Raw genomic sequence first — 26,956 nt, 5'->3', positions numbered from 1 at the left:
GTAACTTTGTTTTTATGAATAACAACAATCAACCTATTGGAATTTTTGATTCAGGAATTGGAGGAACTTCGATCTGGAAAGCAATCCATGAATTACTACCTAATGAAAAAACTATATATCTTGCTGATAGTGCCAATGCACCTTATGGACTAAAATCGAAACAAGAGATTGTAGCTTTGAGTATGAAAAACACGGATTTCCTATTGGAAATGAAATGTAAATTGATTGTAGTTGCTTGCAATACGGCTACTACGAATGCCATCCAGGAATTGCGAGCGAAATATGACATTCCTTTTATTGGCATTGAGCCAGCAATAAAACCCGCAGTAACGCATTCTAAAACGCAAATAATAGGCATTCTGGCTACGAAAGGAACATTAAATAGCGAGTTGTTTAACAAAACGACAGAGAAGTATCAGGACACAAAAATAATAGAACAAGTGGGCCACGGATTAGTACAACTAATTGAAAACGGTGACATTCATTCGACAGAAATGACAAAACTGCTTCAATCCTACTTGACACCAATGATAGCTGCTAATATTGATTATTTAGTATTAGGATGCAGTCATTATCCCTATTTGATTCCGCAGATAAAAAAAATACTCCCAGAGCACATTAAAATCATAGATTCAGGTGAAGCCGTTGCCAAACAAACCCGAAATGTATTGAAGACTAAAGTAGGATTTTCAACAGCAGAAAATAACAAACCTATTTTTTATACGAATACGGATCCGACCGTATTGAAAGAAATAGTAGGAAATGCATACACCGTTGAAGAAAAAAAATTCTAGGAAAGACTATTCTTCGTCTTTAAACCAACCAGAATACATCACGTAATTATTTGAAATACGTTCGATTTCTCCAGCAAAATCAGATTGATCAATGTCTTTGACTTTTTTGGCTGGAACACCTGCCCAAATCGTACCTGAAGCAACAACCGTATTTTGAGTAATAACCGCTCCTGCAGCTACAATCGAATTGCTTTCGATAACACAATTATCCATCACAATTGCGCCCATTCCTATTAGCACATTATCATGAACTGTACATCCGTGTACGATCGCGTTGTGGCCAATAGAAACATTATTTCCTATAATTGTTGGGTGTTTTTTATACGTACAATGAATTACTGCTCCATCCTGAATATTTACTTTATTTCCAATTGTGATAAAATTTACATCGCCACGAATCACAGCGTTAAACCAAACACTACAATTTTCTCCAAAAGAAACATCACCAACAATAGTTGCATTTTCTGCAACATAACAATCCTTCGGGATTGACGGTGACTTACCATTTATCGATTTTACTAGCATAATATAAAAGGAGAAATTAATTAATTGCTGGACAGTTGCAATCGTATTTGACAGGTTTACAAAACAGATCGATTCCTAAGGTAATTTGGTGATATCCACCATTATCAAACTTAACCGCACCTGACAACTGAGAATACGTATAAGCAAACATAAATTTATCAAAATTAACTCCTACAATTGGCGTGATGTATTGCAATTTTTGTTTAGAAACTGTACTGCCTTGCAGGAATTCGGCACCATCAAAACTTCTTCTATAGGATAGCCCACCAAATATTTTTCCGAAATCTAGTGTCTTGTAGGCCTTCAAATTAACATCGATTACCTTTTCTTTCGTTTTTTCGACCATTTGAAATAAAACAGATGGTTCCCACAAGATTTTATCGCGATCTCCAAAAATATATCCAGCACTCAATAAATACTTTCTTAAATTATCACTCTCGTATTCCGTGTAAATATTTCTTCTAGTTTCGACTGCATTTTTGACTGTTCCATGCACATATAAATCCAAGAAATTATAAGAGGCACCAATATCAACATTAAAATACGAATCTTTTTGAACAATTGTTCCATTTATGATCGGATCAAAATCACCAGATTGACGGAATTTCGTTTCGTCTAACTGACTTTGGATTAGTCCAGCACTGATTCCAAAAGACAACTGGTTTAAATCGATTTCATTTCTAGAAAACATCAAATGATACGCATATGTGAATTTGACACCTTTTTGGGAATGATATCCATTTTTATCGTTAAAAACTATAATTCCTGCACCCGCTTTCTCTCCTACTCTACCATTGAAACTTAAGGTTTGGAGTTCTGGAGCATCGTCTTGATCAAACCACTGTTTACGACCAGTGAGTCTGACTTTGGCGCAATTTGCAGCTCCCGCCATAGAAGGATGAATTAAATAGTAATTATCCGTGAGATAATCCGAGTAAACAGGAAGACCTTCCTGCGAATAGGAATAAAAGGAGATAAATAAAAGAGCAAATAGGAATTTAATTTTGGTGTACATTTAATTACTTTTTAGTAAGAAGGAATGATTCTAAATCAATAAAAGTTTTTTGGAAATAAAAGTCAAAATACGTATCCAAAAGTAAAACTAAAGTTAATTTATTCATTAAAAATCAAATATAATTATTCTTAGAAAATAACTTTAGTAAATTTGTAAAAATTTAAAAGTTATGAGCAAAATTAGCATAAAAGAAACACAAAACCCAACTATACTAAAATTTGAATTTCAAGATTTTATCACTCAAAATGAAAGTTTTGAATTTAAAAATATTGATGAAGCAAAAACATCTCCTTTAGCACAACAATTATTTTACTTACCGTTTGTAAAAACAGTTTATATTTCTGGAAATTTTATAGCAATCGAAAAATACAGTATTGTTGAATGGGATGATGTTAAAGTTGATGTTGCTGAACAAATAGAAGAATTTGTAAACAACGGAGGAACCATAATCACCGTTGACGAAAACAAAACAAAAAAACAACCCGTAACTGTTTACGGTGAGACTACGCCAAATCCTGCTGCATTAAAATTTGTTGTAAGTAAAATGTTGACCAAAAACGCTATTGAATTTAAAAATATTGATCAAACTGGCGCTTCCCCACTAGCAAAGGAATTGTTCAAATTTCCGTATGTGAAAGAAATTTTTATCGATGAAAATTACATCTCTGTCACAAAATATGAAATTAATGATTGGCAAGAAATAACCTTAGAGTTACGAAGCTTCATCAAGCAATATATTGAAAACGGCGGGACAGTTCTAGATGAAAATTTCATCCAAGCCGTAACAGAAAAGGAAGATACCAAAGCAAAAGAATTTGATAATTTAGATGTGACCTCACAACAAATCATCAATATATTAGAGGAATATGTAAAACCTGCTGTTCAAGCAGACGGTGGAAATATTGCATTCGATTCGTATAACGAAACAGATAAAACTGTCAAAGTAATTCTTCAAGGTGCCTGCAGCGGTTGCCCGTCCTCAACATTTACTTTAAAAAGTGGTATTGAAAACATGTTAAAAAGCATGCTGAACGATGAGGCCATTAAAGTGGAAGCCGTAAACGCATAAAAAGAATAAAAAAATACAATTGATTGAATATGTTATAGTTATGTGAAAAAAAAATTGCCATTTTAAATAAAATAGGTACATTTAATATTTAACTTAACACATAGAAATTATGTCAGTATTAAAAGTAATTGAAGTGCTTTCCAGTTCAGATATAAGTTGGGAAGATGCCACTCAAAAAGGAGTAGCAAAGGCAGCTAAAACCATTAACCACATACGATCTGTATATGTTAAGAATCAAAGTGCTGCCGTAAGTGGAGGAGAAATCACAGAATATAGAGTAAATCTAAAATTAACTTTCGAACTCGAATAGATTAATTTGACCGATTAATTTAAGCGTTCGCATTAGCGAACGCTTTTTTATTTCTAGAAGCTGTTTAAAGCTATCGATTGCATTACTTTCTGATGGCAGGCAATCATTTGTACTTTCAAACTGAATGAATTTTGCTGAAACCAAAAAAATCAAATAGTGTTAATATCTGCACACTACATAAAAAAGAAAATGTTGTTTTATGTTTGCCAAAACAAGACGGATATGATGCCAAATACTGATTTTCAGTAAATTATTAATAATTTAATAAAGCAATGCTAGAAAAAATTGTTTAATATTGTGAGACTAATCAAATAAAATAACATGGGACTATCTTCATTTTTAAAAAATTTATTTGGCTCAGCCAAAGAAACTGCCAGCGAATTAGCTGACAAAGCGGAAACTACTTTTGAGCAAGCAAAAGAGACTGCTGCACCTTACCTTGAAAAAGCAGAAACATTTGCAGAAGAAACATTTGAAAAAGCAAAAGAAACGGCCACTCCTTACCTTGAAAAAGCAGAAACATTTGTAGAAGAAACATTTGAAAAAGCAAAAGAAACTGCAGCGCCTTATATTGAAAAAGCAGAAACATTTGTAGAAGAAACATTTGAAAAAGTAAAAGAAACGACAGCTCCAGTTATAGATAAAGTAGAGAATTTTACTGGTCATGCTAAAGAAACTGTTACTGAACATAGTGAGAAAGCAGTAGAATCAGTAAAAGAAAATACTGCCATAGCCACAGAAAAAGTTGAAGAAAAAGCAACTGAAACTAAAACAATAGCTACAGATGCTGTTGAAACTGTTTCTGAAAAAGCCAGTGAATTAGTAACAGACGGTGATGCAGACGCCACTGAAAAAGCTAAGGAAACTATAAATAAAATAGAAGAAGACGCAGATTAATTTATAAAAAAAAATAATTGTATTTTTGCACTTCAAACTTAACCTTCTCTTTTGGGAAGGTTTTTTATTAGATAAAAATGAACTTAAATCCAAATCAGTTAACTGATTATGCCAATACATTCGTCACTGTATTGGTTGATTATTCCCCAAAAATTATTTCTGCCTTTGTCATTTTATTTATTGGCCTTTACGCCATTCGGCTTATTAATAGATTTATCAGGAAACTGATGACTAAAAGAAATTTAGATCCTACTTTGACAAAGTTCCTTGCCGATATTTTACTTTGGGTTTTAAAAGTCCTATTATTTGTAACATTCATATCAAAGCTAGGAATAGAAACTTCATCATTTGTTGCTATTTTGGGGGCAATGGGACTTGCTGTTGGTTTATCACTTCAAGGTTCTTTATCGAATTTTGCAGGCGGTATGTTGATTATTCTTTTCAAACCTTTTAAGGTTAACGACACTATTGAAGCGCAAGGAGTAATAGGAACGGTGAGCGAAATACAAATATTTGTAACGAAACTAATTGCTACTAACAATCAAACTATTTTTGTACCTAATGGCGCTTTGTCTAATGGAAACATTATCAATTACTCTTTGCAAAAAATTAGAAGAGCTGATTTGACCATCGCTATTTCCTATGATGCGGATATTAAAAAAGTGAAAGAAATAATTACTGCCATTTTAAAAAATAATCCCAAAGTTCTTAAGACTCCTGCTGCCGAAGTTTCTGTAAAAAACTTAACTGACAATGCCATTCAAATTGCGGTGAGACCATGGGCAAATAACGAAGATTACGGTCTCGTTTTCTCTGAAACTTTAGAAAGCTGTAAACTGGCGTTTGATGCTGCTGGAATTATCATTCAGCCTTATGTAAGAGAATCAACTCCAAACAATTTAATATAATTAAATTATTTCTTTGGAGTCGTAATCATAAAGTCTTTCAAATAATACGGTTCAAAATAGGCGACATCTACAGTGTCGCTTTTTTTGAATTTTTCGAAGCTTAAAAAACTCATTTCTTTAGCCGAAGGATATACAATTTCGTCAAGGAAAATATAATTTTCTTTGGTCAAAACCGATTTGCACTTTTCCGCGCAATCACCAACAAAACATAGTGTTTCCTGCAAATTTTCAAATGAATTCTCTGTAATTATTTCGGCAAGAACTTCTCTTTTTTGTTCCAAATTTGGAGAAAAAACAGCGCTATATACTTCCATTCTTCGGGCATCAATCATGGGAATAATTAATCCGTTGGAAATGGTCACCTGCGAAGCCAAAGCTTGTAAAGTATCTATAGCAATTAATGGAATATTGAGCGCATAGCACAATCCTTTTGCTGCAGAAACTCCTATTCGAAGCCCAGTATAGGAGCCAGGCCCTTGACTTACGGCTACAGCACTTAAATCTTGGAGCGTAATACCTACTTCTTTTATGATTTCTTCAATAAAAACATGCAATCGTTCTGCGTGGGAATAGCCTTCTTCTGCAATCTCTTTATAAAAAATTGTTTTCCCTTCTTTTGCCAGAGCAACAGAGCAATTCTTTGTTGCAGTCTCAATGTTTAGTATATAACTCAATTTTGGGTTTTGTTTTAAATTAAAAATCACAATCACAAAATTATATTTTATGATTGTGATTTCAAAACTGTTCTCCTAGACAATTACTTTTTGCTATCGCCTTTTTTGTCTTTGTCAGTAATTAAAGATACTTTATCACCTGAATTTAATTCTTTAGAAACGGTATTGTACGGTCCTGTAATGACAACATCTCCTTTTTTAAGGCCTGATAAAACCTCAATATTAGTGTCGTCTTGGATTCCGGTTTTGATAATTCTAATTTTAGCTTTATCCCCTACTTTTACAAATACGCATTCAAATTTCTTATCACTTTTTGGTGCAGCTCCTTTTTGTTCTTCATTAGGATCGTCCACTTTAATTTCTTTTACAGCCGCAGTATCCGATTTTACAACCACAGAACTAATAGGCACCGACAATACATTCGATTTTGTTTCTGTAATAATATCTACGGTAGCGGTCATTCCCGGTCTAAACGGAGAATAGGTGTCCGGTTTACCCTCTAGTAAATCAAGGTATGATTCTTTTAGTATTCTAACTTTAACTTTAAAATTCGTCACTTGATCCGCCGTCAAGGCCGAACTAGCAGAATTAGAAATACTTGTCACTGTTCCTTTAAATTGCTTTTTCAGGTATGCGTCAACTTCGACATTTGCATCGTCGCCAACTTTTATTTTTACAATATCATTTTCATTAACATCTACTTCAACTTCCATATTGTTTAAGTTGGCCACTCTTAAAATTTCGGTACCCGTCATTTGTTGCGTTCCTAAAACACGCTCACCTAATTCTACGTTCAACATAGAAATTGTTCCGTCAGCTGGAGCATAAATGGTAGTACGTCCTAGATTGTCTTTGGCTTCATTGACAGTTGCCGAGGCGCTTTGCACATTAAAATAAGCCGTCTGTTTAGCAGCTTTGGCAACTTCATAGGATGCAACTGCCTTATCCCAATCCGACTTTGAAATAATTCCTTTTTCGAACAATGTTCTATTACGGTCGTAACTTGATTTCGATTCCTTAAAAGAAGCATCGGCTTGACTTAAATTTGCTTTGGTTCCTGATAAATTTGAAACCGAACGATTGTAACCAGAAGTGTATAAATCGGGGTTTATCTTTACTAATAAATCGCCTTTTTTAACTACTTGACCTTCTTTTACATTCAAAGAAATAATTTCTCCCGAAACCTCCGATGAAATTTTAACTTCTATTTCTGGTTGAATTTTTCCTGTCGCTGAAACCGTTTCTACAATCGTTATTGGATTGACTTGAGCAATTTCAATTTCGGTACCTTTGTCCTTATTCCCGATAACACCAGATTTTGACAGTATTATTAGACCTGCAATGATTATTACTGCTCCACCTATTAGGATATAAATTGTTTTTTTTGACATAATAAATTAGTTTTTGATAAGTGGAATTCCAAAATAGAATTCTAATATTTTAATTTTAAAGATATAATCGTATTTGGTTCTTAGTACATCTGATTGTGCATTGGTAAGCAATGTTTGTGCTTGATTGAAATCAAAAGAATTCATCAAACCAACATCATATTTTTCTTTAGCATAATCGTAAGCACCTTGTCTCGCTTCTACAGCTATAATAGCCGATTCGTAAGCATTTAGCGCTCCTTTAGCATCTGCAAATCCAGTAAATACATTCCTTTGCAAATCTAAATCTTGTTGCTCAACAGCGATTTTTGATCGTTCTAAACTTACTTTAGAACGGTCTACATTATTTCTAACCGCAAAACCATTAAATATCGGAATCGATAATTGAACTCCAAAAGATTGTCCTTTGTTGTTACTAAATTGATCAAAAAACGGAGCAGGATTTCCTAAAACTGGAGAGACATTATTTTGTATAACATTTTGATTTGTACCGTCAACATAGCCGATTACTGAGGTAGGATTTGAAGTATTTGGTTGAATACCCACTACTCTGTCACCGTAACCAACTCTTGAACTGAAACTATAAAAACCTTGTAATGTGGGTTGAAAAGCACCTTTGGCAATTGCTACATTTTTCTCTGCTATTTCTAAATTGGTTCTTGCAATTTTTAATTCTGTTCGCCCCTCTTTGGCTTTTTCATAGATACTATTTGGAGTTTGCGCCATAATATTATTTTCATCTTTAATGTTGGTATCATCAACAACATCAAAACTCTCAAAGTCCTTCAGTTGTAACAATTGAGCCAAACTTAATTTTGAAATCAATAAAGTATTTTCTGCAGTAATCACATTTTGATTGTTTGATGCTACCGTTGCTTTTACGTCCAATAAATCACCTCGAGGAATAGAACCTGCTTTCACTAATTCTTCGGAGCGTACTAATTGTTTTTGGTTAATTCCAAGTTGTTCTAGTTGTACTTTTAAATTTTCCTTGTTAAAAAGTACTTGCAAGAAAGCATTTGCAACATTCAAGGCTACATCCTCTTGCATTTTTAACAATTGATATTTTGCTGCAACTATAGAGAGATTCGCTCTACGCAACGTATTTTGATTTTGTAATCCTTTATAAATATCAATCCCAACATTAACTCCCGCAGAGGTAAACTGCGTAGTTTGGTTTTGTAATAAACCCGTTGTAATATCCTGATTCAAACCAATATTCCAGGAATGAGATGCACTCGCATTCACTGAAGGGAGAAAATTTCCAAACGCACCTCTTTTATCAATCAATGCTGTTTTAGTATCTAACCCCGATTGTTTGATAGAGATATTATTTTGAATGGCATAGTTTACGCATTCTTGTAGAGTCCATTTCTTGGACTGTGCCTGCATAATCAAGCAACTAAACACGAGTACTATTAAACTGAAAAAACTTCTTTTTTTCATATATTTTTGAATAAAAGCGCAGTAAGACTGCAAACAAATTTAAATATTTATAGATAAGATTTGTGTGAAAAATAGCAACTATTTCAATGCAAAATCATCTATTAAATCATTAGACTTTAGAAATTAGCATTTGTTACAAAAATTAATAAAAAAAGAATTCTTTTATTAATTTAGCTACTCTAAAACATTCCTAAAAAATGCCCAAATTCACATTCAATCTGCTTATAGTTTTTTCCATTATTTGTACAACTAGCTGTTCAACAACAAATAAGATAGCCACTTTGAAACCAGAGCCAGACGATGCGACACCACTAGTTTACGAGAGTATTCCTTCCTACATTAATTTACCAATTAGCGTAAAACTAAAAGACATTGAAAACCAAACAAACACACAACTGAATGGCCTAATCTATGAAGACAATATTATAGATGATGATGATATAGAAATGAATATTTGGAAGCTAGCTCCCATTACAATCAAAAATGATAATACTACAAATGGTCAAAAAATCATAACAGTATTGCCCTTAAAAGCTATTGTAAAATACAGGATTGGCACAAAAAAAATGGGTGTCGAATTATACAATATAAAAGAGTTCAATTTAGATGGAGTGGTAACTTTGATAAGTGAAGTAGGTTTGACCAATTGGAAAATGAACACCAAAACAGAACTTAAATCACTCGATTGGAACGAAAGCCCAACGATGACTGTTTTTGGTAAAAATGTCCCTGTCACCTATTTGATTAATCCAGCCATTGCCCTTTTTAAATCAAAAATTGAAAAGAAAATTGATAATGCCATCGAAAAATCCATGGATTTCAAACCTAATGTTTTGCTTGCTTTGGAAAAAATCTGTGCGCCTTATCAAATGAGTGATACATACCAAAGTTGGCTTAGGATTACACCAATCGAGATTTATTCTACTAACGCCAAACTCAAAAACGACACGTTTGTACTCGACATGGGAATGAAATGCACAATGGAAACCATCATTGGAAAACAACCTGAATCAAAATTTAATGCTAACAAAATTATTGTAAAGTCTGTTTCTAAAATACCTCAAGACATTTCAGCTAATATTGTAGCCGTTTCGACCTACCAAGAGGCTTCAAAACTAATGACAAAGAATTTTAGCGGACAAACATTTGGTAGCGGCTCTAAGTCAATAAAAGTACAAAATGTTGCTATTTGGCATAAAAACGGGAAAATGATAATCGCTTTAGATATACTAGGAGCTGTAAATGGAACGATTTATTTAGCAGGATTTCCACAATATAATGACAAAACTAAGGAAGTATATTTTGATCAATTGGACTATGCTTTGGATACAAAAAATAAATTGATGCGAACCGCTAATTGGCTGGCTCAGGGTTTAATTTTGAAAAAAATTGAGCAAAGCTGCCATTACTCCATAAAACCAAATCTTGAAGAAGGTCAAAAAAGCATGATGACTTATGTAAAAAACTATTCTCCGATGCAAGGTATTTTTGTAAATGGGAAAATGGAAGAAATTCAATTTGAAAAAATTCAATTGACAAATCAAGCTATCATCGCTTTTCTCAAAATAAAAGGTACTCTAAATGTATCAGTTGATGGATTGAAATGAATTTTAAGAAGCTAAACTTGATTTCTTCTTTTTCATTCGGTAAATGGCATACCCAATTCCTGCAACAAGCAGATAGGGAATCACCATTAAATAAACAATTCCGTCATTTACCGCAGCCGCTTGTGTGGAATTCTCATTGCTGGTCAAAGCGGCCCGACACATTGCACATTGCGCATTTGTTGGCAGTGAAATAAGATTTAAAACAAATATTAATGATAAGGAATAAAAACAACTTACACGATTGCTTTTTACTTTCTCTCGAGTTCCCGCCACTTTAAATTCGGTTATTAAATTTTTAGTATACATAATAGGGTGAAATCATTAAATAAACAATTACGCCGGTTACTGCAACGTACAACCAGATAGGAAAAGTGATTCTAGATATTTTCTTATGAGACTCAAAATTGGCTGCTAAGGCTCGAACATAAGTAACTAAAACCATCGGAATGATAGCTATTGACAAAACAATGTGGGTAATTAATATAAAATAATACACATATTTAATAACTCCTTCGCCACCAAATTTTGTGGAGTCACTCGTCATATGATACGCTACGTACATCACTAAAAAAGCAAGCGATAGCGCAATGGCTGATGTCATCAACCACTGATGCAGTTTTCTATTACCATTTTTTATGGCTATTACAGCCACAATTAGCAGGACTGCAGTTATTGCATTGGTAGTGGCATATATTGGAGGCAAAAAAGAAAGAGGTGCTACATCATACCCGAAATCTTTTAGTTTTATTCCAAAAAGTATTGCAACCACTAACGGTATCACAATTGAAACTGCAATAATATATTTACTGAATTTTTGTTCTAACGAATTATTTTCCATCATTATTCTTTTAATAAAATATTAATATCTTGTTGAATATTTCTTACTCCTTTTTTATCTAAACCGTCATAATACAAAATTGGATTTCCAAAATCGTCTGTCCTGCAACGTATGTTTCCATTCTTGTCTATTAGAGCAAACAATCCTGAATGTTCAAAACCACCAGCTACTTTGTTATTTTGACCTGCATAAAGATTAAAACCTTTATTAGCCAAATTAAAAATATACGCTTTGTCTCCTGTCAAAAAATTCCAATTAGCCGATTTCACACCCAAAAGATTTCTGTGATCCTGGAGTACTTTTGCAGTGTCATGTTCTGGATCTATGGTTATTGAAACCATCCCGAAATTAGGATTCCCAAAAAAATTCTTTTCCAGCACCAACATACTTTGATTCATTTTTGGACAAATGGTAGGGCAAGTAGTGAAGAAAAATTCTAACACATATACTTTTCCTTTGTATGTTTCATTGGTGATTTTTTTACTGTCTTGATTGATGAGTTCAAATTTGGGAGCAGGGCCTATTTTTAACAATTGTCCTTCAGATACTGCAACCGGATTTACACTGTCTAATCGATCTCCTTGTACTACTTTGTCATTCTTAATTCTTTCGACAATTTTAGGTATCGCATAAATACCAAAAATCAAAATAATAAAAGAAATTCCTATGTAAGATTTATTTTTGAACATACCGTATTATATTTTTCTAGTGGCGTTATTGTTCTTTTTTAGAGCAGCACGATATTCATAAAGAATCACTTTAAAATCATCAAGCATTTCATTACTCAACTCTGCGGGGTGAAAAGTGTTGTATCCCTCTTTGGTGTTTTTAACTAATTTTCGACCTCGAAGATTTCGTTTTTTATCAACGATGTACACTTTAGGAGTTCCTAAATTATCATCTAATTTTTCTACTAACTTTAATTGAGAATAATACGTTTTTATTTCCTCGCTTGAAGCAAAAACAAAACGCCATTGTGCAACATCTGTAAAGGCAGCCAATGCATCGATCACTTTTTTGGCATCTTTTTCAGTACCAGTAGGACAAACCATAACAAACTGCACGTCTTTGAACTCATGATATCTTTGATAAATCTTTTGATTTAAATTAAAAAGATTTCCTCTATTTCTTAAAAGTTCAGTACCCATAAAACCCAAAATGGTTACTTTACCATTCAAACTAACTTTTTGACCATCTAAGGATTCCCAGTTACCTAAGTCAGCGGTATTGGGAGTTATAGTTGGTAATTTAGTAAACCCATTAACACCTGAAGCAAAAAAAAGGTATGCCACAATAGGTAGTATAAACAAAACGAAAAGAACAATATTTTTTTTCATTGAAACATTAATAATTAAAGTACAAAAATAAAAAAAGGCACGCAATGCGTACCCTCTTTTTGAATTAATATCTTGTTAAAAATTCCATTTAATTGTAGAATTTTTAAAAACCTCATAAATATAATCCCCTTCTGTCAAAAGAATGAAGAGCAAATATAAAATCAGAAAAATTACTGGATAAACAACTGCACTTCTTAAAGAGCTTTTTTCACCTTCCATATGCATAAACGCATAAACGATGTAATACGCTTTAAAAATGGTAAGAGCATAAAAGATCCAATTAAGTAAGTTCATACTTAAAAAATCATTCATGAAAAGAAAATCAGGTTTTAAAATTCCTAGATAAACTTCTACTATTGTAACGGCAGATAATATTCCGAAAACTTTCCAGATTCTACCTATATTAGATACGTGTTCGTGTGACATGATAATTACTTTTAGAAAATTAAACGAGATAGAAAACTGTAAATACAAATACCCAAACTAAATCGACAAAGTGCCAATAAAGACCCACTTTTTCTACCATTTCATAACTTTTTCTTTTCTCATAAGTTCCAACTAACACATTGAAAAATATGATAATATTTATGATTACTCCAGAAAAAACGTGGAATCCGTGAAATCCAGTGATAAAGAAAAAGAAGTCAGCAAATAATTTACTTCCGTACTCGTTTCTTACCAAGTTTGCGCCTTCAACAACATAATGTGCTTGACTCAATCTTGCTACAGACTCTTCTCTTGAAAGGATTGTTTTCTTTTTGTCTTTGGTAATTACTTCCGTTCTGATCAAAAGTTCTGGATGCGCTTTAAAACCCGCTTGAACTTCCGCAACTGAATACGAAGGCAAACTTGGTTCATCCATAAACCATTTACCCTTGTTTCTTGTTAGTTGTTCTCTCTCTTCAGGTAAAGTCGTTGCAAATTCTGCTAACGCAACACGGTTTCCTTCTTTATCTACAAACTGAAGTAAACTTCCTCCTTTTGTTTCAATAGCACCGTATTCTCCTTTGATGAAGTTTTTCCATTCCCAAGCTTGAGAACCTACGAAAATTAAACCACCGATAATGGTTAAGAACATGTAAAGAACTACTTTGTTTTTTTTCATTTGATGTCCAGCATCAACAGCCAAAACCATTGTAACTGATGAAAAAATCAAAATAAATGTCATCAACGCTACATAATACATAGGAGCCGATACGCCATGCATGAATGGAAAGTGCGTGAACACCTCATCAGCCAATGGCCATGTTTCAATAAATTTAAATCGTGAAAAACCATACGCCGCCAGAAATCCAGAGAACGTTAAAGCATCTGATACGATAAAAAACCACATCATTAATTTGCCATAACTTGATCCCATTGGCTCATTGCCGCCTCCCCAAGTTTTTCCTTCACTATTTGCAGTAGTAACTGTCGCTTCCATAAAAGTTATTCGTTAAAAAGTTCCCAAATTTACGTTTTTTTCTTATTTAAAGAAATATAAAAACAAAAACAAATAAACCCACAATAAGTCAAGAAAGTGCCAGTACATTGCACCAAGTTCAATTCCAAGGGTTTGAGATGAATTGTATTTTTGTTTAAAATGATTATAAATTATAATCAGCAGTGAAATCACGCCACCAGCAAGGTGAATCAAGTGCACAACCGTTACAACGTATAAAAAAGTAGTAGTAATAGAGCTTCCACTTCCTGTGAAATAATACCCATTATCGACTATTTGTCCAAATCCCACAAATTGCAAAACTACAAACAATATTCCAAGAACTAGTGTAGTCAAAAGGAAAAGTGTCGTTTTGCTTTGATTGTTTTTTTGAATTGCTTTTTTTGCCAAATAAAATGTGACGCTACAGCCGATGATTGCAACGGTACTGTAGAAAAAAGCAGTTGGTAATTGAAAGTCTTTCAACCAGTCTGCTCTTGACTTACTTACAACAAATGCACTAGTTAAACCAGCAAACATCATTGTCATACTCACCATAGCAAACAACAAAATCAACTTGTATGATCGTGCTGTTCTGGATTTTTGTTCCTCAGTTGTCATTATCGTATCCATAACTATCTTAAAAATTTATCAAATATATAAACCAATTGCAGCAATGTAATGTAAGAAACACTAACTAGCATCAAAGTCCTAGCAGCTTTCGGAGTTCTTACTTTATACAATTTTACTGCGTAAAAAAGCATCCACAATCCCAACAAGAAAACAACTACTGCCGCTACTGGCGTAATAAATAAACGCCCCGTGTAACCAAAAACAGGAAGAAGTGAAGCCAAAATCAACCAAACGGTATATAAAATAATCTGTAACGCTGTGCCTTTGTCTTTTTTGCCTGTAGGCAACATAAAGAAACCAGCCTTCTCATAATCGTCATACAAAAACCATCCAATAGCCCAAAAATGTGGAAACTGCCAAAAAAACTGAATTAAGAATAAAGTTCCTGCTTCTATTCCAAATTCGCCCGTGGCGGCAACCCAACCCAACATAAAAGGTATTGCTCCTGGAAAAGCGCCTACAAAAACAGACAACGAGGTCATTGTTTTTAAAGGTGTGTAAATACTAGTGTATAAAAATATTGAAATAGCGCCAAACATAGCGGTTTTTGGATTGATAGTATAGAGTAATACAATTCCAATAACCGTCAATAGACTTGCAATAATAAGCGCAACTCCCGAAGACATTCTTCCAGTAGGAACAGGACGATTTTTGGTCCTATCCATTAAAGCGTCCAAATCCTTTTCGATAATTTGATTGAAAGCGTTTGACGCACCAACCATACAATACCCACCTAGTGCCAATTTTAACAACACCATCCAATCTAAGGAATGCAAATCATAAATACCGAGCATAAACCCAGCAACTGACGAAAAGACCACACTAATCGCTAAACGAGCCTTAGTGATTTCGCGGAAATCAATATAAATGGATTTTGGTGAAAATATATAAGGTGTTGCGTTCAATACTTGCGTTTATTTGTTTTAAAATCTTTTGCAAAAGTAGTGCATCAAAAGGGATTTGGCAAAAAACAATTCACAAAAGATTAATAATCAAAATACCAATTAAAAATATCAGCTCGCATCCCCAAAGTAAACCAATTAGTACTTTCAGTAAAAGTAGTAACCGTGTTTTTTGAAGGATCAAAACTTCTATAAATATAACTTCCAAAAAGCTTTAGGTTTGTGGCTGGATTTACCAAATAACCTCCCTGAAAATCAACAATAAAAACAGCCGTTTTATTTCCTTGCCCTACTTTTACATTACTATCAAAAGCTCTTTTTTCATCGTAATCCTTATAGATATTTCCTCCGTAGTTTAAATCATCTTCAAGAGTGTCAAAATCAAATCCTCGTGTCCCCGCAGTAACTTTTGCATCAGCAAAAAGCCTCCCTTTGTGATAGCGAGCAATCGCAATAAATTCCTTGAAGTTTCCGCCCCATTGGTGCCCAATACTTTGATTATTGTGCGCATAATTCGTAATTGGCATGCTGTGCGAATAAACATAGGGACGCACATGATTGTATTCTAATTGTAGTTGCAAATTATCTACTTTAAAAGCATTGTAATACTTAACTCCTAATTGATAACCGTACTTATTTTTCCAACTATTATTGCGCTCTTTGACGTCTCCCAAAGAAAACTCATCCAGAATAAACTGTCCATAAAAATTAATTCGATCACTCCATTTGTACTTAAATGTCAATCCTAAAATAGCATTACCGCTTCGAGCCGAAGAAGCAAATTCAACAGCGCGATAAAATATAATTGGATTTACAAAATTCACGTCGAAACCTCGATCATTTGAATTGGTCCAAACAACTGATTCAAACAAACCAAGATTGAATTTATTAGAAATATTCCAACTCAAATAATGATTTGCCATAAATTTTGTGGCGTAGGTTCGCTCTAGCGTAACCTCAGGACGAACATCTTTGAGCCACATGTAGGTGTTTGTGTATTTTATTTTCCAAAAATTAGTGTTCAACTTAAAATAAGGATACGGACTTGCACCATCACTTTCGAGCAAAGATCGATACCCATCTCCGATAAAATTTCTACCGTAACCCAACTGTAAATCGATGAATTTGCTTGGAGTAAAAGTTAAATTGGCTTCTGCCAAAGGGAAATCATATGCGGAAGTTTTAAAATCTTTTGCAATTCCAATTCCCGGAATAATAGCTGGATTGCCTCCCGCTGGTTTAATTGATTCGGCATATCGATTGAAGTATCCCGCAAATCGACCTTGACTTTCAAAAACTGTGGTCGAAAAATTGATTTGTTTCCCCAATCCACCTCTAAAATTAATCCCCCTTGTGTTCACAAAAGTATTAGAGACTTCACTTTTTGATGCTTTTCCAACCTGTAAATCAAGAATAGGATTTAGTGTAAACCAATATCCCTCGCCCTTGATTTCGACAGTATTCTCATTCCACAATTTTCTTGCCCACCAGCCAGAAGCCTTCTTTTTTAGCTGTTCGTTAACTGCTTTTAGATTATAATATTTCGAAACCTCAGCATAGGTGTATGGCTTAGATGCGGTATGATTATTACTTCCCACTTGATTTAAAGAACTATCAAACTGCGCATAATAGCTATGCGAAAAAGGCACATTTAAATGACTTTCAAATTCTGGATTATTGTATTTTTTATAAACTATACTATCTAATTCTGTACGCCTTGGCTTTGTATTTGAAAGGATATTGGCCTTCGCCAAAGCTTCCAATTCTCTTTCCGCCCTACTTTTTAATGGTATCGCCACAATTAGCGTAAACTTAGAATAGACTGAATTCCCATTGTAGGTTGAAGGTTGTATTTTTGGAAAAATTGCAAAAACTCTTTTTGTTTCTTTGATTAGGAGTTCCTCATTTGCATCCACATAAATAACTTTAAAAGTACCTGTAGCATCTACCTCAAAAAGTACTTTTATATTCCCATTAAAATTATTCTGTTTTAAAGATTCTGGAACTTGGAAATTTGAAAAAACAAAGTCTTGAACCTGGTTGTAAAAACATTTTTCTAATCCTTTGGATTGCAAATTCAAACATTCTGCAAATACAGGAAAACGCTCTGCTGTAGTGCCCGATTGTTCTACAATAACATTAGTATCTTGAGAAAAAGCAAAAAAGGAGAACGAAAACAAAAATAAAGTGAAAAAGGCTTTTATCATATTTATACTTTTGGAAATTTAATACTCATTTTGCGAATTCTGCCCGTTTGCTATATTCTTTGCACCCGAAGTTCCAATTCGCTTTACACCCAACTGGATCATCGCAACGGCCTCTTCATAGGTTCTTACACCGCCAGCCGCTTTAACAGGAAGTGGCGACGCATTTTCTAACATCATCTTTATTGCAGGTACAGTAGCACCATTTGGAAGATTGTCTTCCGTGTTATAAAATCCCGTAGAGGACTTTACAAAAACAGAAGAAAAAAGCTCTTGTTCAAAATTAGAAATAATCACGTTTTTTATCAAACTTGACAACTGTATGATTTCCATTTCCGTGAGTGCAGCCACTTCAATAATCCACTTAACTACCTTTTTTTTATTTAAACCTAACTGTGTACATTCAAAAATTTCCTCTTTAACGACAGAAAGTTCGCCCCGTTTAAAAGCTGCATAGTTGCATACAAAATCCAAATCATCAACACCTTCTTGGATCGCTTGACGCGCCTCATTAAGTTTGTCATTAGTAGAAGATGTCCCCTCAGGAAAATCGATTACGGTTCCTACAAGAACCATAGAATTCGCCTCAACGATCATCTTTTTGGCCAAAGAAACCATGTTTGGACGAATCATAACCAACTTAAAATTCTTCTCAATTGCTTCTTTGATAAACGCTTCGACTACCAGAGTATTCTCCTTTTCACTGAGTCCAGCTTGTTCAGCTGTTTTCAAATAGGTAGAATCCAAATATTGCTTGATATTCATGTGCTTTAGTTTTCTAATTCTTAACAAATTATGATACACAAAAATACATTTTATATAAACATAAGAGCATTTAAAAATTTTACTATTTATACGGTATTACTACATTCATTGTTTTTTAATGCTTGTCATAGAAATTAATCTTAGTCAAAAAAAAGACTCGTAGAACTAGATGTAAAATGAAAAATCCCACTAAAGTGGGATTTTATATGAAATTGTTTTTTATCAGAACCTCTTTTTCAAATTCAATAAAAGAACAACGACTATTCCTAAAATGGCGCCAGATACATTTGCTAAAACATCAAATACATCAGCATGCCTGGTGGCCGTACCTAATTCTTGAGTTATTTCTATACCGATTCCGAAAATAAAAGAGAAAAGGAACGCAGGCAATGTAGATTTCCAAATATGTACCGAATTTGTATGTTTTTGTAAAAAAGAAAAACAAAGAATCGTTAAAACAAAATGAAAAAAAAGATGCACTACTTTATCTAGGTTTGAGACATTCCCTAAAGGAACTGTCTCAATTTGAACCAAACAAAAAAATGCAATTACTCCAGCCCAAAACAAAGTAGCCACAAAGTAGAGCTGTTTAAGCACCAATAAGTTCTTTGTATGCCTCACTAGACAATAAATCTTCTACCTCTGCCATATTTGAAATTTTTATCTTGATCATCCATCCCGCTCCGTAAGGATCAGAATTTACACTTTCAGGAGAACTTTCAAGTGCATCATTGAATGCAATAATTTCACCTGACAATGGCTGGAACAAATCAGAAACTGTTTTAACCGCTTCAACGGTACCAAAAACTGCATCTTTGTCTAAGCTCTGATCTAAAGTTTCAACTTCAACATAAACAATATCTCCTAATTCTTTTTGTGCAAAATCAGTGATTCCTACTGTTGCAGTATCGCCATCAATATTAACCCATTCGTGATCTTTAGTGTATTTTAAATTTACTGGTATGTTCATAAAAATTGTAATTGATAATTAATTATTGATAATTTGAATTTTCAGACACAAATGTAACAATCTTATGCACAAAAATGGTTCTCTAAACGGAAAATTAATTTCCAAAATTATAGCGAATCGTAATTCCAGAACGAATATTTGTCAACGGAAATGAAGTCGATATTACTGCTTTTGAAAACGAATGGTCGTAATAGAAAATGGCTGTTAGGTTTTTGCTAAAAGCATAATCAGCTTTGACTGTTATAGACCAAATATTTTGCCCGCCTGCTAATTGATTGTTGTCATAATCCAAATACCTCACAATTGTTTGGTTATTTCTATAGGTTATATCCGCCTTAAGATTGATGTCACTTTTAATTATGCCAGTTGGATTATCGGCCAATCTGGAAGAGAAAATCACGTCCTTGAAACGATAGCCAAGTCCAATTACATATTCTATACCTTTAACTTCGGTCAATAAATTATTATCAAAACTCATTGATAAAGCACGGTCTTTTTTAATTTCGGCTAATACTTTTAAAGAGCTTTTCAACTCAAAATCCATGCGCATCAAAGGATTAAACTGCTCCACCAAGTTAATGTTGGACATGATGGTCTTATTGAAAAAGTTACCGCTCGCATCCACTCCATTTGGGTCTTTATCGAATTCAAAATTAGATCTAAACGCATTAATAGTATAAGAAGCTCTATAATTACTCTGCAATGAAAACCGTTTGAAATTCTTTTTAAAGATGCCATAACGCATCAAGCCACTGTATTTTATAGACCAGTTTGGAATGGGGAAATTTCTAAAAATACCGAGCGAAACATCATCTGCATTGCCGCCAGAATATGCTGCTAGAAACGCAGGCAGTAAAACGGCCTGATTGTTTTTGCCATAACCAATAGGATATCCCTCAGCATCCCTATTAGCTGGATTATTAATATCGATACCGCGTTGTAATGCCAATCTATTTGCCACTGTCAATCGGTTTAATCTAAAATCACTAAATGCTGTAGATGAATTTTCATCACTAGTCGAAAATGAAGTTTTAATCAATACTGTAGAAATAGAAAAAATACCGGTATCGTAAGGTGATCTAGGATTGTAAACACCATTTGTAACATCATACTGCTCCGAAGAGTTCTGGGAATAGGCACGATCAAGTGTCAAATCAATTTTTAAATCTGGAAACAAATCTACATTAGCCGTAGCTTTAAAAACCTTATTTGTCACTTGCGAGAAGTTTTGGTTAAAATCAGGATAGTTTGTCAACCAGCCATTCTTTGCCGCTTCGTAACGAACATCATCTTGACTACCAAAAATAAAACCTAACGATGGTCTTGATGAACCAAGAAACCCAACACCTGGCGTATACCCTGGCAAAACGGTACCGCTGTTGTGGGTGTAATTCATTTGAATGTTTTTAATACTAGTCAAAACACCGATAAAACCATCAACAAATTCACTGTTTTTTGGAACCTGATTTGAATTTGTATTTACTATTTTTTCACCTGGTTTTGGCGCAGTTACTTTTGGTTTTGGTGCAGTTTTATTTGCGTTTTTAGTCAATCCCAAATATTTGTACAACATATCCATATTCATTGTTGCATTCAAATTATTAGAGCTTGCGTTTTGCACCGTATTCCCTAAGTTGTAGTCCGTTCCATCAATTTTAATTTGAGATAGCGCATTAGAAGTACGCTGCCAACTGTAATCTCCTGTGTACGTATAATTAGCCTTGATAAAACTAAAAACTGGAATTTTATTAATTGGAATTTCATAATTTACAACTAATTGTTGCATGTGCTGATTGGGATCTCCAATATCCCAATAACTGTCCCAGATCGTAAAAGTATCGATTGGCTCATTATTTTCATTCAAATAATTTTTGACAATATTGCTGGAAGAAGCCGTATAATTCAACTTCAATGACTTAGTCAAATTAAAATTAAATCCATATTGGTAATTGAAGGCAAAATTTCTTCGGTATAAAGGATCTAGTCCAATTCCTTCCACATCCACTTGCCTGAATTGCTGACGGTTGTATTGTCTATTGATATTCGTATTAAAAGAAATATTAGAAGGTAAATAGTTAAAATTGAAATCTCTTAATAACTTCCAATAATTACTTTTCTTCATAAATTTTGTCTTCGTAAAAGGCTCGATAGGCTTTGGTTTAAAAGTATACGCATAATCAACAGAGGAATTTACTTGCTGGTCTACATAATCTTCAATTTCAAAATCATGTCTTTGAACTTCATTAATTGACTGCGAAAAAGTAAAGTTTTCCGGATCATAAACGTGCTGTTTTTGCTCTGCCCCTCTTTCTTTTCTAACCCCAATGAAGTTGATACTTTTACGTTTGGTATAATCAACAGCTCTTCTCTCTATATTGTCGCGCTCTTTTTGGTCTGCTGTATTTTCCAATAATTGTTTGAGCTTGATGTCTTGATTAAAAGGATCGTATTGTGGGGTTATGGTTTCCTCACCAATAGCATAATTAAAAGGGAGGTTAATTTGCCATTTTTGCGGTAATAATTTACCTAAATTCACATTGGTTACAATATTATATTGTTCGGTATCCTCACGATTTCTCTCGTTTGGCCCTTGCTCCAGCGTCCCAAAGCCTATGGTGCTCTTTTTACCCGACATGGAAACAGTAGCGAAATCAGCAAAGTTAGTATCAACATTTAATAGTGCAGCCATACCACCTTGATTGTCCATATCAGCCAAACGCAATTCATTGAACCAAACCTCCCCTTTGATATCGTTTCGGGTTTCATTGTTTTTAACTCCGACCATAAGAGTACGCACTAATCCAAAATTTGGATTTCCTTTTATACCCAATTTTAAGCGATCACTTCCGTCACCATCCGTATTAGCCAGATCATTATCTGGATAATAAATTCCATCAAGCGGAAGTGTATTTGGATTAATACTCATAGCAAGAATCTTCAATTTGGTCAATAATGCCAACGATAAATCTATTTCATTTTCTTCTGGCCAAACCAAATCAGCACTCACAGGGGGACAATCTGACGTTGAGGCTGAGGAAGGGTTTGTTACTTTTAAAGGAATTTCAATTTGATAGAAATTTTGAGTAAAGTCATTTCCAAAACGAATGAATCCTACCATTTGATTGTCTCTCAATGCTACTTCATTTGGTAATGATTCCGCATGCAAAAACATTTTCAATTTATTGAATTGACGCATATCAATACTTACATTTTTAAAAACAGCTCTAGAATCCTCAGGCTCTAATCCGTTTCCAGAAACTCGTAATGCAAGTGATTGCTCATTTTGATTGAGCACGGTATTGTTGTTGTATAATTGCTCCCGTTGTACTCCTGGCGGAACAACATAGTTAATAGGACATCTTTCGTTATTTTCTTGGACATTTACTGCTAAAACATCTAGGTTTGTGTTGTCATCAGCAATATTAGTGTCATTAAAATCTAGCGTATTAGTATAGCGTCGCCACTCTCCTCTCACTAAATCTAATGCGCCAAAACGAACGGTTACTTGGTCATTAAAATCCGTCATAAACATTCTCATGAAGCGAATCGATCTAAAATCAGAAATGTTTCCTATCGTGTTTTCTGGTTGTGAAACTGGTATTTTAAACTGCATCCACCTCGCTTCAGTAACAGAACCATCTGGCAAAGTCACTTGCGTATTTCTAATGTCTGTGATATAATTTTGCCCAACATTCATGTTAGGTTGCACATTAATGCTATACTCATAATACGCATTGATGGTGTTCATAGTATTGTCTCTATTGATATCTTCTACATCAGGAACCGTAGTTGAACCTCGGTTTGGATCTGTAATATCAACTGCTGAATTTCCGTCTGTGCCATTGTATTGTTTGTAGCGGTCTAAAATTCCACCCGAAGCATTCAAATAAAAAGAATAATCATCTGCCGCAGGATCTAATTCAGATGCAAAATTCGTGTAAACCGATCCCTCATTGGTATTAATCAAACCATCCAGACCAATATCCTGATTCCTTCTATTATCGGCATTGGTATCAAATGCATAAATTAACGACTGAGAAGCCGGAACATCACCCCATAAAGGTTGTGGATTGACTAAAATTTGATCTGGACCAAGTCCATTTTCATATTGTTTCCTTCCATCTTTCAAAACATCTTCCGAAATCTCTCCTAAATTGAAATAAATTTTCCCCGTGTTAGATTGAGGAATCTTTCCGTTTCCTACATAAGGATCTAACACCCAAAACTGAATGTACTCTACGTTACCTTGCTCAAAATTAGTCGAATTTATAGATCGCATGATACCTCCAAAATTTTCTCTTGGATCAACAGCTACAGATGAACTATTGTTATACGGCCCTCTATCAGACGGATAATAACTTAAATCTAATGTATTAACAACTTGTGACTGCCCTTGTGCAATATCTGTTAAAGGGTATAATTCCTCACTAAAAATTCTTCGAGTGGTGTTAAATGATAAATCCTCATTAGAAATCCCGGAAGGTCTTTGGGCATAAAAAATGGGGTCGATAGAATACCAAGCTAATTTGGCTCTTTTAAAACCGTAGCTCAAATCATTAGAATTAGCATTGAAATCATAGGTACTCAGCGCATTACGGTCTGGTGTCGATGCCAAGGACCAAGCATAAGGAGAACGCATATCAATAGTGGATTGTGAACCTTCGAAATCATCAACATAAATCGTGGATTCTCCTTCAAACTGATCCGCTTTTGGAGTATCGGGTCTCAAAAAAGCAACTTCACCTCGCACTGAAAGGTTAGATGGAACATCAGTATCGATATTTGGTAATTTATTTACTAAACGAGTAAAGAATGGAACTTCGGTTGAAAAGTTAGAATTGAATCCAAAAATAGTATTGTTTACTGATTCCTGACCAAAACTAGATTTTTGTGTAAATGGCCGTTCCGTCATCTTAAGGAATGTTCCCCCGACTACAAAATTATCAGAAATTTTATGCTCTACATTGACTCCCATAAATCTTCTGGTTTGTAAACCAAAAACAGAATTATTTTCTAAGGATACTTCTATTGGTGTATTAGATGCCTGTAGTGCCGGATCTAAAATCTGAACTCTTCCCAATTGATAGTTTACACTGTAATCGATCCCTTCTACTAAAATTCTTCCTGCAGCGGTAACCACTACAGAACCTGGTGGCACATTCAAAGCACCAATTGGTATGCCGTCTCCACCAGATGATTTGTATCTTCCTCTTAATAAAAATTTATTTTTATCACTGTCTTGTAATGCTCCAGATTGAGTGTTGCGGTACATGCTACGAAACACATATTTTTTCTGATTTTCATTGTAAGAACTCGTGTTGTTGTAATTTTCTCCTGAACCAGTATTTGACAATTTAGAAAATAATAGTTCTCCAAAAGGTTCTTTGGTAGTGAAAATAATTCGACCGTATTGCGCATCCATCGTTAAACTTGGCAGAAAATCAAAAAAACCATCCCCTCCAGTTTGCGGATCGTTGTTGTAGTTTAATTTATCTAAATTGAATACTTTAAGTAAAGGTGTTTCAGCGACTTTATTTTCTGGATTTGGATTAGAAGGAAAAGGACTTCCAGTCACTTCCGTAATATAATTTAAAGGTGAAGGATCTGTGTAAAGGATGTTAAATCTAAAATCTTCTTGTTTCACTTGATAGGCACCCGGAATTTGATAGATATTCTTCATCATCAAGTTCCAAACCGGATTTTTAACATTGGTCAAATTGCTTTTCAGCATTTTCAAAATCAAACTCTGAGATATAATAGCTTGCGTTGCAGGCGTATTCCCGGTAACCACGGTTGCATCTACTCCATCATTACCAAACTCTCCTACTTGATACACTTGATCGCCAATGGTGTATTGATAAGCCACAGCTAAAACCTCATCATTAGCCAAGCGTTGTTGCAAAGAAATATATCCTAATTGAGGACTAAAGGTATATTCGTTTGGATTCAGTTTTCGCGCGTTTTCAAGTTTAGAATAATCTTGTCCTTCGCTCACCGTGACATTAAAACCCGAATTTGCAGTAACAATTTCACGGATATTAGGATTCAATAAACCGCCACCCGCCTGAATTAACTCAGGGTTATAAGCATTGTTTTTATTGTCGCTCGGAGTATCCAGCCCTGCCGTAAAAAATGGAGGACTTGCTGGAATAGGATCCAAAACAACCACTTCATTATCTGCTAAACCACTTAATTGGGCTTCTCCCAAATCTTGTAAAGCAATGATATTTCGGAGATTATTATTCGTCGCTACTACCCTATTTTGTTTGTTGGTTACCCAAATTTCCAATCGGGTAATTTGAACTCTACTGTCTATAAATGGATAATTAACAAGAGACTTATCGTATCTGTCTCTAAAATACTGGGATAAGAAAAAGTGTCGGTCACTATCATAATCCAAAGCAAACATATCAAAGTCTTGAATCGTGCCGCCACCTTGAGCTACTAAGCTTTTAGTTTGTGATTTTTGCTCTGAAAAAACACCCGTAATTGTTGTTTTTCCAAATTGCAATTGTGTTTTTACACCAAATAAACTTTGAGCACCTCGAATTAAAGAGCTGTTCAAAGGCATGGATACATTTCCTACTTCAATTTTTTGAATAATGTCATCTTCAGTTGGTGCATATTCCAACTTCATTAGGTTTTGAAAGGCAAATGTGGATTGCGTATCATAATTTGCGTTAACACTCAATCGGGTTCCTACTTTACCCATCAAACTCATGCTAATCCTTTGGTCAAAATCAAATGAAAGATTGGATCTATTTCTTGGTGAAAAAGAAGGATTGTCTTGTTTTGTATACCGCAATCCCAAATCCATTTCTACAGATCCAGTGGGTTTTACATCGATAGTGTTACTCCCAAAAATGGATTCAAAAAGCCCCGATTTTACATAATATCTCGGCAGTAAATCTTTTTTGGCATTTTCGCTGCCTTCTTTTTTTCCTTCAATTGCATCCAGCTTTTTTTTGAAATAATCCCGCATAGATTCTTTCAAAACCAGCTTTTCATATTCTTTTGGCGTCAATATAATGGGGTAATTGACAGAAAAGCCATCCAATGTACTTGTATAGATGTATCGATCTGAAATGGGATCATACGTGTAGGAGGAGAGAATACTCTTTGGATTTTTTAGCTGTACTTTTCCAACAGAAAATCCAGTTTTAACAGTATCCTGAGTAGCTGGTTTTACTTGAGCTTGCACAACAAAGCCAGACAAAAAAACAAGCAGAAAAATGTAAATTTTACGCATACAAA

General features: G+C 34.3%; 24 protein-coding genes. 6 read left to right on the top strand and 18 right to left on the bottom strand.

What is annotated here, in order from left to right:
• Window positions 1-14 precede the first annotated feature (14 nt).
• Window positions 15-794, top strand: coding sequence for a glutamate racemase (gene murI / locus ACNQGO_RS01095; protein ID WP_417983902.1), 780 nt, complete (start codon window positions 15-17; stop codon window positions 792-794).
• 6 nt (window positions 795-800) lie between these two features.
• Here murI and ACNQGO_RS01090 read toward each other — a convergent pair whose 3' ends face one another.
• Together ACNQGO_RS01090 and ACNQGO_RS01085 are read right to left on the bottom strand one after the other, a co-directional pair.
• The gene (locus tag ACNQGO_RS01090; RefSeq protein ID WP_417944707.1) at window positions 801-1,319 is read right to left on the bottom strand and encodes a gamma carbonic anhydrase family protein; all 519 of its coding nucleotides are present in this window, start codon (window positions 1,317-1,319) and stop codon (window positions 801-803) included.
• A 16-nt stretch (window positions 1,320-1,335) separates the two neighbouring features.
• Entirely contained in the window at window positions 1,336-2,334 is a 999-nt protein-coding gene (locus ACNQGO_RS01085; RefSeq protein WP_417983901.1) for a PorP/SprF family type IX secretion system membrane protein, read from the bottom strand.
• A gap of 169 nt (window positions 2,335-2,503) precedes the next feature.
• Between ACNQGO_RS01085 and ACNQGO_RS01080 the strand changes: the two genes are divergently transcribed.
• The 4 genes from ACNQGO_RS01080 (at window position 2,504) to ACNQGO_RS01065 (ending at window position 5,518) form a co-directional block, all read left to right on the top strand.
• Window positions 2,504-3,403: a NifU family protein gene (locus ACNQGO_RS01080; protein ID WP_417983900.1), complete on the top strand. Its 900-nt coding sequence runs from the start codon at window positions 2,504-2,506 to the stop codon at window positions 3,401-3,403.
• 109 nt (window positions 3,404-3,512) lie between these two features.
• A complete protein-coding gene (locus tag ACNQGO_RS01075; RefSeq protein ID WP_417983899.1) occupies window positions 3,513-3,713 on the top strand; it encodes a dodecin family protein in 201 nt (66 codons plus the stop codon).
• A 321-nt stretch (window positions 3,714-4,034) separates the two neighbouring features.
• Window positions 4,035-4,610: a hypothetical protein gene (locus ACNQGO_RS01070; protein WP_417983898.1), complete on the top strand. Its 576-nt coding sequence runs from the start codon at window positions 4,035-4,037 to the stop codon at window positions 4,608-4,610.
• A 77-nt stretch (window positions 4,611-4,687) separates the two neighbouring features.
• Window positions 4,688-5,518 (top strand): mechanosensitive ion channel family protein, encoded by an 831-nt coding sequence (locus tag ACNQGO_RS01065; protein WP_417983897.1) that lies wholly within the window; start codon window positions 4,688-4,690, stop codon window positions 5,516-5,518.
• Window positions 5,519-5,523: 5 nt separating this feature from the next.
• On the opposite strand, the gene tsaB is transcribed toward ACNQGO_RS01065, so the two are convergent.
• From tsaB to ACNQGO_RS01050, 3 genes are all read right to left on the bottom strand, one after another.
• Window positions 5,524-6,192 carry a tRNA (adenosine(37)-N6)-threonylcarbamoyltransferase complex dimerization subunit type 1 TsaB gene (gene tsaB / locus ACNQGO_RS01060; RefSeq protein ID WP_417983896.1) on the bottom strand — a complete coding sequence of 223 codons (669 nt, stop codon included), beginning with the start codon at window positions 6,190-6,192 and terminating at the stop codon, window positions 5,524-5,526.
• An 83-nt stretch (window positions 6,193-6,275) separates the two neighbouring features.
• Window positions 6,276-7,583 (bottom strand): efflux RND transporter periplasmic adaptor subunit, encoded by a 1,308-nt coding sequence (locus ACNQGO_RS01055; RefSeq protein ID WP_417983895.1) that lies wholly within the window; start codon window positions 7,581-7,583, stop codon window positions 6,276-6,278.
• A gap of 6 nt (window positions 7,584-7,589) precedes the next feature.
• The gene (locus ACNQGO_RS01050; protein ID WP_417983894.1) at window positions 7,590-9,026 is read right to left on the bottom strand and encodes a TolC family protein; all 1,437 of its coding nucleotides are present in this window, start codon (window positions 9,024-9,026) and stop codon (window positions 7,590-7,592) included.
• A gap of 197 nt (window positions 9,027-9,223) precedes the next feature.
• Between ACNQGO_RS01050 and ACNQGO_RS01045 the strand changes: the two genes are divergently transcribed.
• Window positions 9,224-10,633, top strand: coding sequence for a DUF4403 family protein (locus tag ACNQGO_RS01045; protein WP_417977521.1), 1,410 nt, complete (start codon window positions 9,224-9,226; stop codon window positions 10,631-10,633).
• A 3-nt stretch (window positions 10,634-10,636) separates the two neighbouring features.
• Here the strand turns inward: ACNQGO_RS01045 and ACNQGO_RS01040 are convergent, their stop codons facing one another.
• The 13 genes from ACNQGO_RS01040 to sov all read right to left on the bottom strand — a co-directional run bounded on the left by ACNQGO_RS01040 (window position 10,637) and on the right by sov (window position 26,951).
• Window positions 10,637-10,939 (bottom strand): hypothetical protein, encoded by a 303-nt coding sequence (locus ACNQGO_RS01040; protein ID WP_417977523.1) that lies wholly within the window; start codon window positions 10,937-10,939, stop codon window positions 10,637-10,639.
• The gene (locus ACNQGO_RS01035; RefSeq protein ID WP_417983893.1) at window positions 10,929-11,471 is read right to left on the bottom strand and encodes a DUF420 domain-containing protein; all 543 of its coding nucleotides are present in this window, start codon (window positions 11,469-11,471) and stop codon (window positions 10,929-10,931) included. The genes ACNQGO_RS01040 and ACNQGO_RS01035 overlap by 11 nt, the downstream gene beginning before the upstream one ends.
• Window positions 11,472-11,473: 2 nt before the next feature.
• On the bottom strand, window positions 11,474-12,160 hold the full coding sequence (locus ACNQGO_RS01030; RefSeq protein WP_417944723.1) for an SCO family protein: 687 nt from the start codon (window positions 12,158-12,160) through the stop codon (window positions 11,474-11,476).
• Between the two features lie 6 nt (window positions 12,161-12,166).
• On the bottom strand, window positions 12,167-12,808 hold the full coding sequence (locus tag ACNQGO_RS01025; protein ID WP_417944725.1) for a hypothetical protein: 642 nt from the start codon (window positions 12,806-12,808) through the stop codon (window positions 12,167-12,169).
• Window positions 12,809-12,883: 75 nt separating this feature from the next.
• On the bottom strand, window positions 12,884-13,234 hold the full coding sequence (locus ACNQGO_RS01020) for a cytochrome C oxidase subunit IV family protein (RefSeq protein WP_417944726.1): 351 nt from the start codon (window positions 13,232-13,234) through the stop codon (window positions 12,884-12,886).
• Window positions 13,235-13,253: 19 nt separating this feature from the next.
• Window positions 13,254-14,231 (bottom strand): cytochrome c oxidase subunit 3, encoded by a 978-nt coding sequence (locus ACNQGO_RS01015; RefSeq protein ID WP_417969426.1) that lies wholly within the window; start codon window positions 14,229-14,231, stop codon window positions 13,254-13,256.
• A 42-nt stretch (window positions 14,232-14,273) separates the two neighbouring features.
• Complete coding sequence (locus tag ACNQGO_RS01010) at window positions 14,274-14,861, bottom strand: cytochrome c oxidase subunit 3 (RefSeq protein ID WP_417944730.1); 588 nt, start codon at window positions 14,859-14,861, stop codon at window positions 14,274-14,276.
• Between the two features lie 2 nt (window positions 14,862-14,863).
• Window positions 14,864-15,766, bottom strand: coding sequence for a heme o synthase (gene cyoE, locus ACNQGO_RS01005; RefSeq protein ID WP_417983892.1), 903 nt, complete (start codon window positions 15,764-15,766; stop codon window positions 14,864-14,866).
• An 80-nt stretch (window positions 15,767-15,846) separates the two neighbouring features.
• Complete coding sequence (locus tag ACNQGO_RS01000) at window positions 15,847-17,970, bottom strand: gliding motility protein RemB (RefSeq protein ID WP_417983891.1); 2,124 nt, start codon at window positions 17,968-17,970, stop codon at window positions 15,847-15,849.
• Window positions 17,971-17,988: 18 nt separating this feature from the next.
• Entirely contained in the window at window positions 17,989-18,732 is a 744-nt protein-coding gene (deoC, locus tag ACNQGO_RS00995; protein WP_417983890.1) for a deoxyribose-phosphate aldolase, read from the bottom strand.
• Between the two features lie 222 nt (window positions 18,733-18,954).
• The gene (locus tag ACNQGO_RS00990; protein WP_417969434.1) at window positions 18,955-19,308 is read right to left on the bottom strand and encodes a VanZ family protein; all 354 of its coding nucleotides are present in this window, start codon (window positions 19,306-19,308) and stop codon (window positions 18,955-18,957) included.
• A 13-nt stretch (window positions 19,309-19,321) separates the two neighbouring features.
• On the bottom strand, window positions 19,322-19,702 hold the full coding sequence (gcvH, locus tag ACNQGO_RS00985) for a glycine cleavage system protein GcvH (RefSeq protein ID WP_417944735.1): 381 nt from the start codon (window positions 19,700-19,702) through the stop codon (window positions 19,322-19,324).
• Between the two features lie 94 nt (window positions 19,703-19,796).
• Window positions 19,797-26,951: a T9SS outer membrane translocon Sov/SprA gene (gene sov / locus ACNQGO_RS00980; protein ID WP_417983889.1), complete on the bottom strand. Its 7,155-nt coding sequence runs from the start codon at window positions 26,949-26,951 to the stop codon at window positions 19,797-19,799.
• Window positions 26,952-26,956: the final 5 nt, after the last annotated feature.

Origin of the sequence: Flavobacterium frigidum (assembly GCF_048286735.1) — a bacterium.
Taxonomy (GTDB): domain Bacteria; phylum Bacteroidota; class Bacteroidia; order Flavobacteriales; family Flavobacteriaceae; genus Flavobacterium.
The sequence above is the reverse complement of the archived record's forward strand: the minus strand, read 5'-3'. Positions and strand labels throughout refer to the sequence as shown.

What these genes read in the sequence shown, in the direction of transcription:
- ACNQGO_RS01050 (WP_417983894.1), bottom strand. Translation starts at nt 9,026, where the DNA reads ATGAAAAAAAGAAGTTTTTTCAGTTTAATAGTACTCGTGTTTAGTTGC.
- ACNQGO_RS01085 (WP_417983901.1), bottom strand. Translation starts at nt 2,334, where the DNA reads ATGTACACCAAAATTAAATTCCTATTTGCTCTTTTATTTATCTCCTTT.
- ACNQGO_RS01080 (WP_417983900.1), top strand. Translation starts at nt 2,504, where the DNA reads ATGAGCAAAATTAGCATAAAAGAAACACAAAACCCAACTATACTAAAA.
- ACNQGO_RS01010 (WP_417944730.1), bottom strand. Translation starts at nt 14,861, where the DNA reads ATGGATACGATAATGACAACTGAGGAACAAAAATCCAGAACAGCACGA.
- ACNQGO_RS01035 (WP_417983893.1), bottom strand. Translation starts at nt 11,471, where the DNA reads ATGGAAAATAATTCGTTAGAACAAAAATTCAGTAAATATATTATTGCA.
- sov (WP_417983889.1), bottom strand. Translation starts at nt 26,951, where the DNA reads ATGCGTAAAATTTACATTTTTCTGCTTGTTTTTTTGTCTGGCTTTGTT.
- ACNQGO_RS01030 (WP_417944723.1), bottom strand. Translation starts at nt 12,160, where the DNA reads ATGTTCAAAAATAAATCTTACATAGGAATTTCTTTTATTATTTTGATT.
- ACNQGO_RS01025 (WP_417944725.1), bottom strand. Translation starts at nt 12,808, where the DNA reads ATGAAAAAAAATATTGTTCTTTTCGTTTTGTTTATACTACCTATTGTG.
- deoC (WP_417983890.1), bottom strand. Translation starts at nt 18,732, where the DNA reads ATGAATATCAAGCAATATTTGGATTCTACCTATTTGAAAACAGCTGAA.
- ACNQGO_RS01075 (WP_417983899.1), top strand. Translation starts at nt 3,513, where the DNA reads ATGTCAGTATTAAAAGTAATTGAAGTGCTTTCCAGTTCAGATATAAGT.
- ACNQGO_RS01090 (WP_417944707.1), bottom strand. Translation starts at nt 1,319, where the DNA reads ATGCTAGTAAAATCGATAAATGGTAAGTCACCGTCAATCCCGAAGGAT.
- ACNQGO_RS01070 (WP_417983898.1), top strand. Translation starts at nt 4,035, where the DNA reads ATGGGACTATCTTCATTTTTAAAAAATTTATTTGGCTCAGCCAAAGAA.
- murI (WP_417983902.1), top strand. Translation starts at nt 15, where the DNA reads ATGAATAACAACAATCAACCTATTGGAATTTTTGATTCAGGAATTGGA.
- gcvH (WP_417944735.1), bottom strand. Translation starts at nt 19,702, where the DNA reads ATGAACATACCAGTAAATTTAAAATACACTAAAGATCACGAATGGGTT.
- ACNQGO_RS01020 (WP_417944726.1), bottom strand. Translation starts at nt 13,234, where the DNA reads ATGTCACACGAACACGTATCTAATATAGGTAGAATCTGGAAAGTTTTC.
- ACNQGO_RS01040 (WP_417977523.1), bottom strand. Translation starts at nt 10,939, where the DNA reads ATGTATACTAAAAATTTAATAACCGAATTTAAAGTGGCGGGAACTCGA.
- ACNQGO_RS01015 (WP_417969426.1), bottom strand. Translation starts at nt 14,231, where the DNA reads ATGGAAGCGACAGTTACTACTGCAAATAGTGAAGGAAAAACTTGGGGA.
- ACNQGO_RS01055 (WP_417983895.1), bottom strand. Translation starts at nt 7,583, where the DNA reads ATGTCAAAAAAAACAATTTATATCCTAATAGGTGGAGCAGTAATAATC.
- ACNQGO_RS01065 (WP_417983897.1), top strand. Translation starts at nt 4,688, where the DNA reads ATGAACTTAAATCCAAATCAGTTAACTGATTATGCCAATACATTCGTC.
- ACNQGO_RS01000 (WP_417983891.1), bottom strand. Translation starts at nt 17,970, where the DNA reads ATGATAAAAGCCTTTTTCACTTTATTTTTGTTTTCGTTCTCCTTTTTT.
- ACNQGO_RS01045 (WP_417977521.1), top strand. Translation starts at nt 9,224, where the DNA reads ATGCCCAAATTCACATTCAATCTGCTTATAGTTTTTTCCATTATTTGT.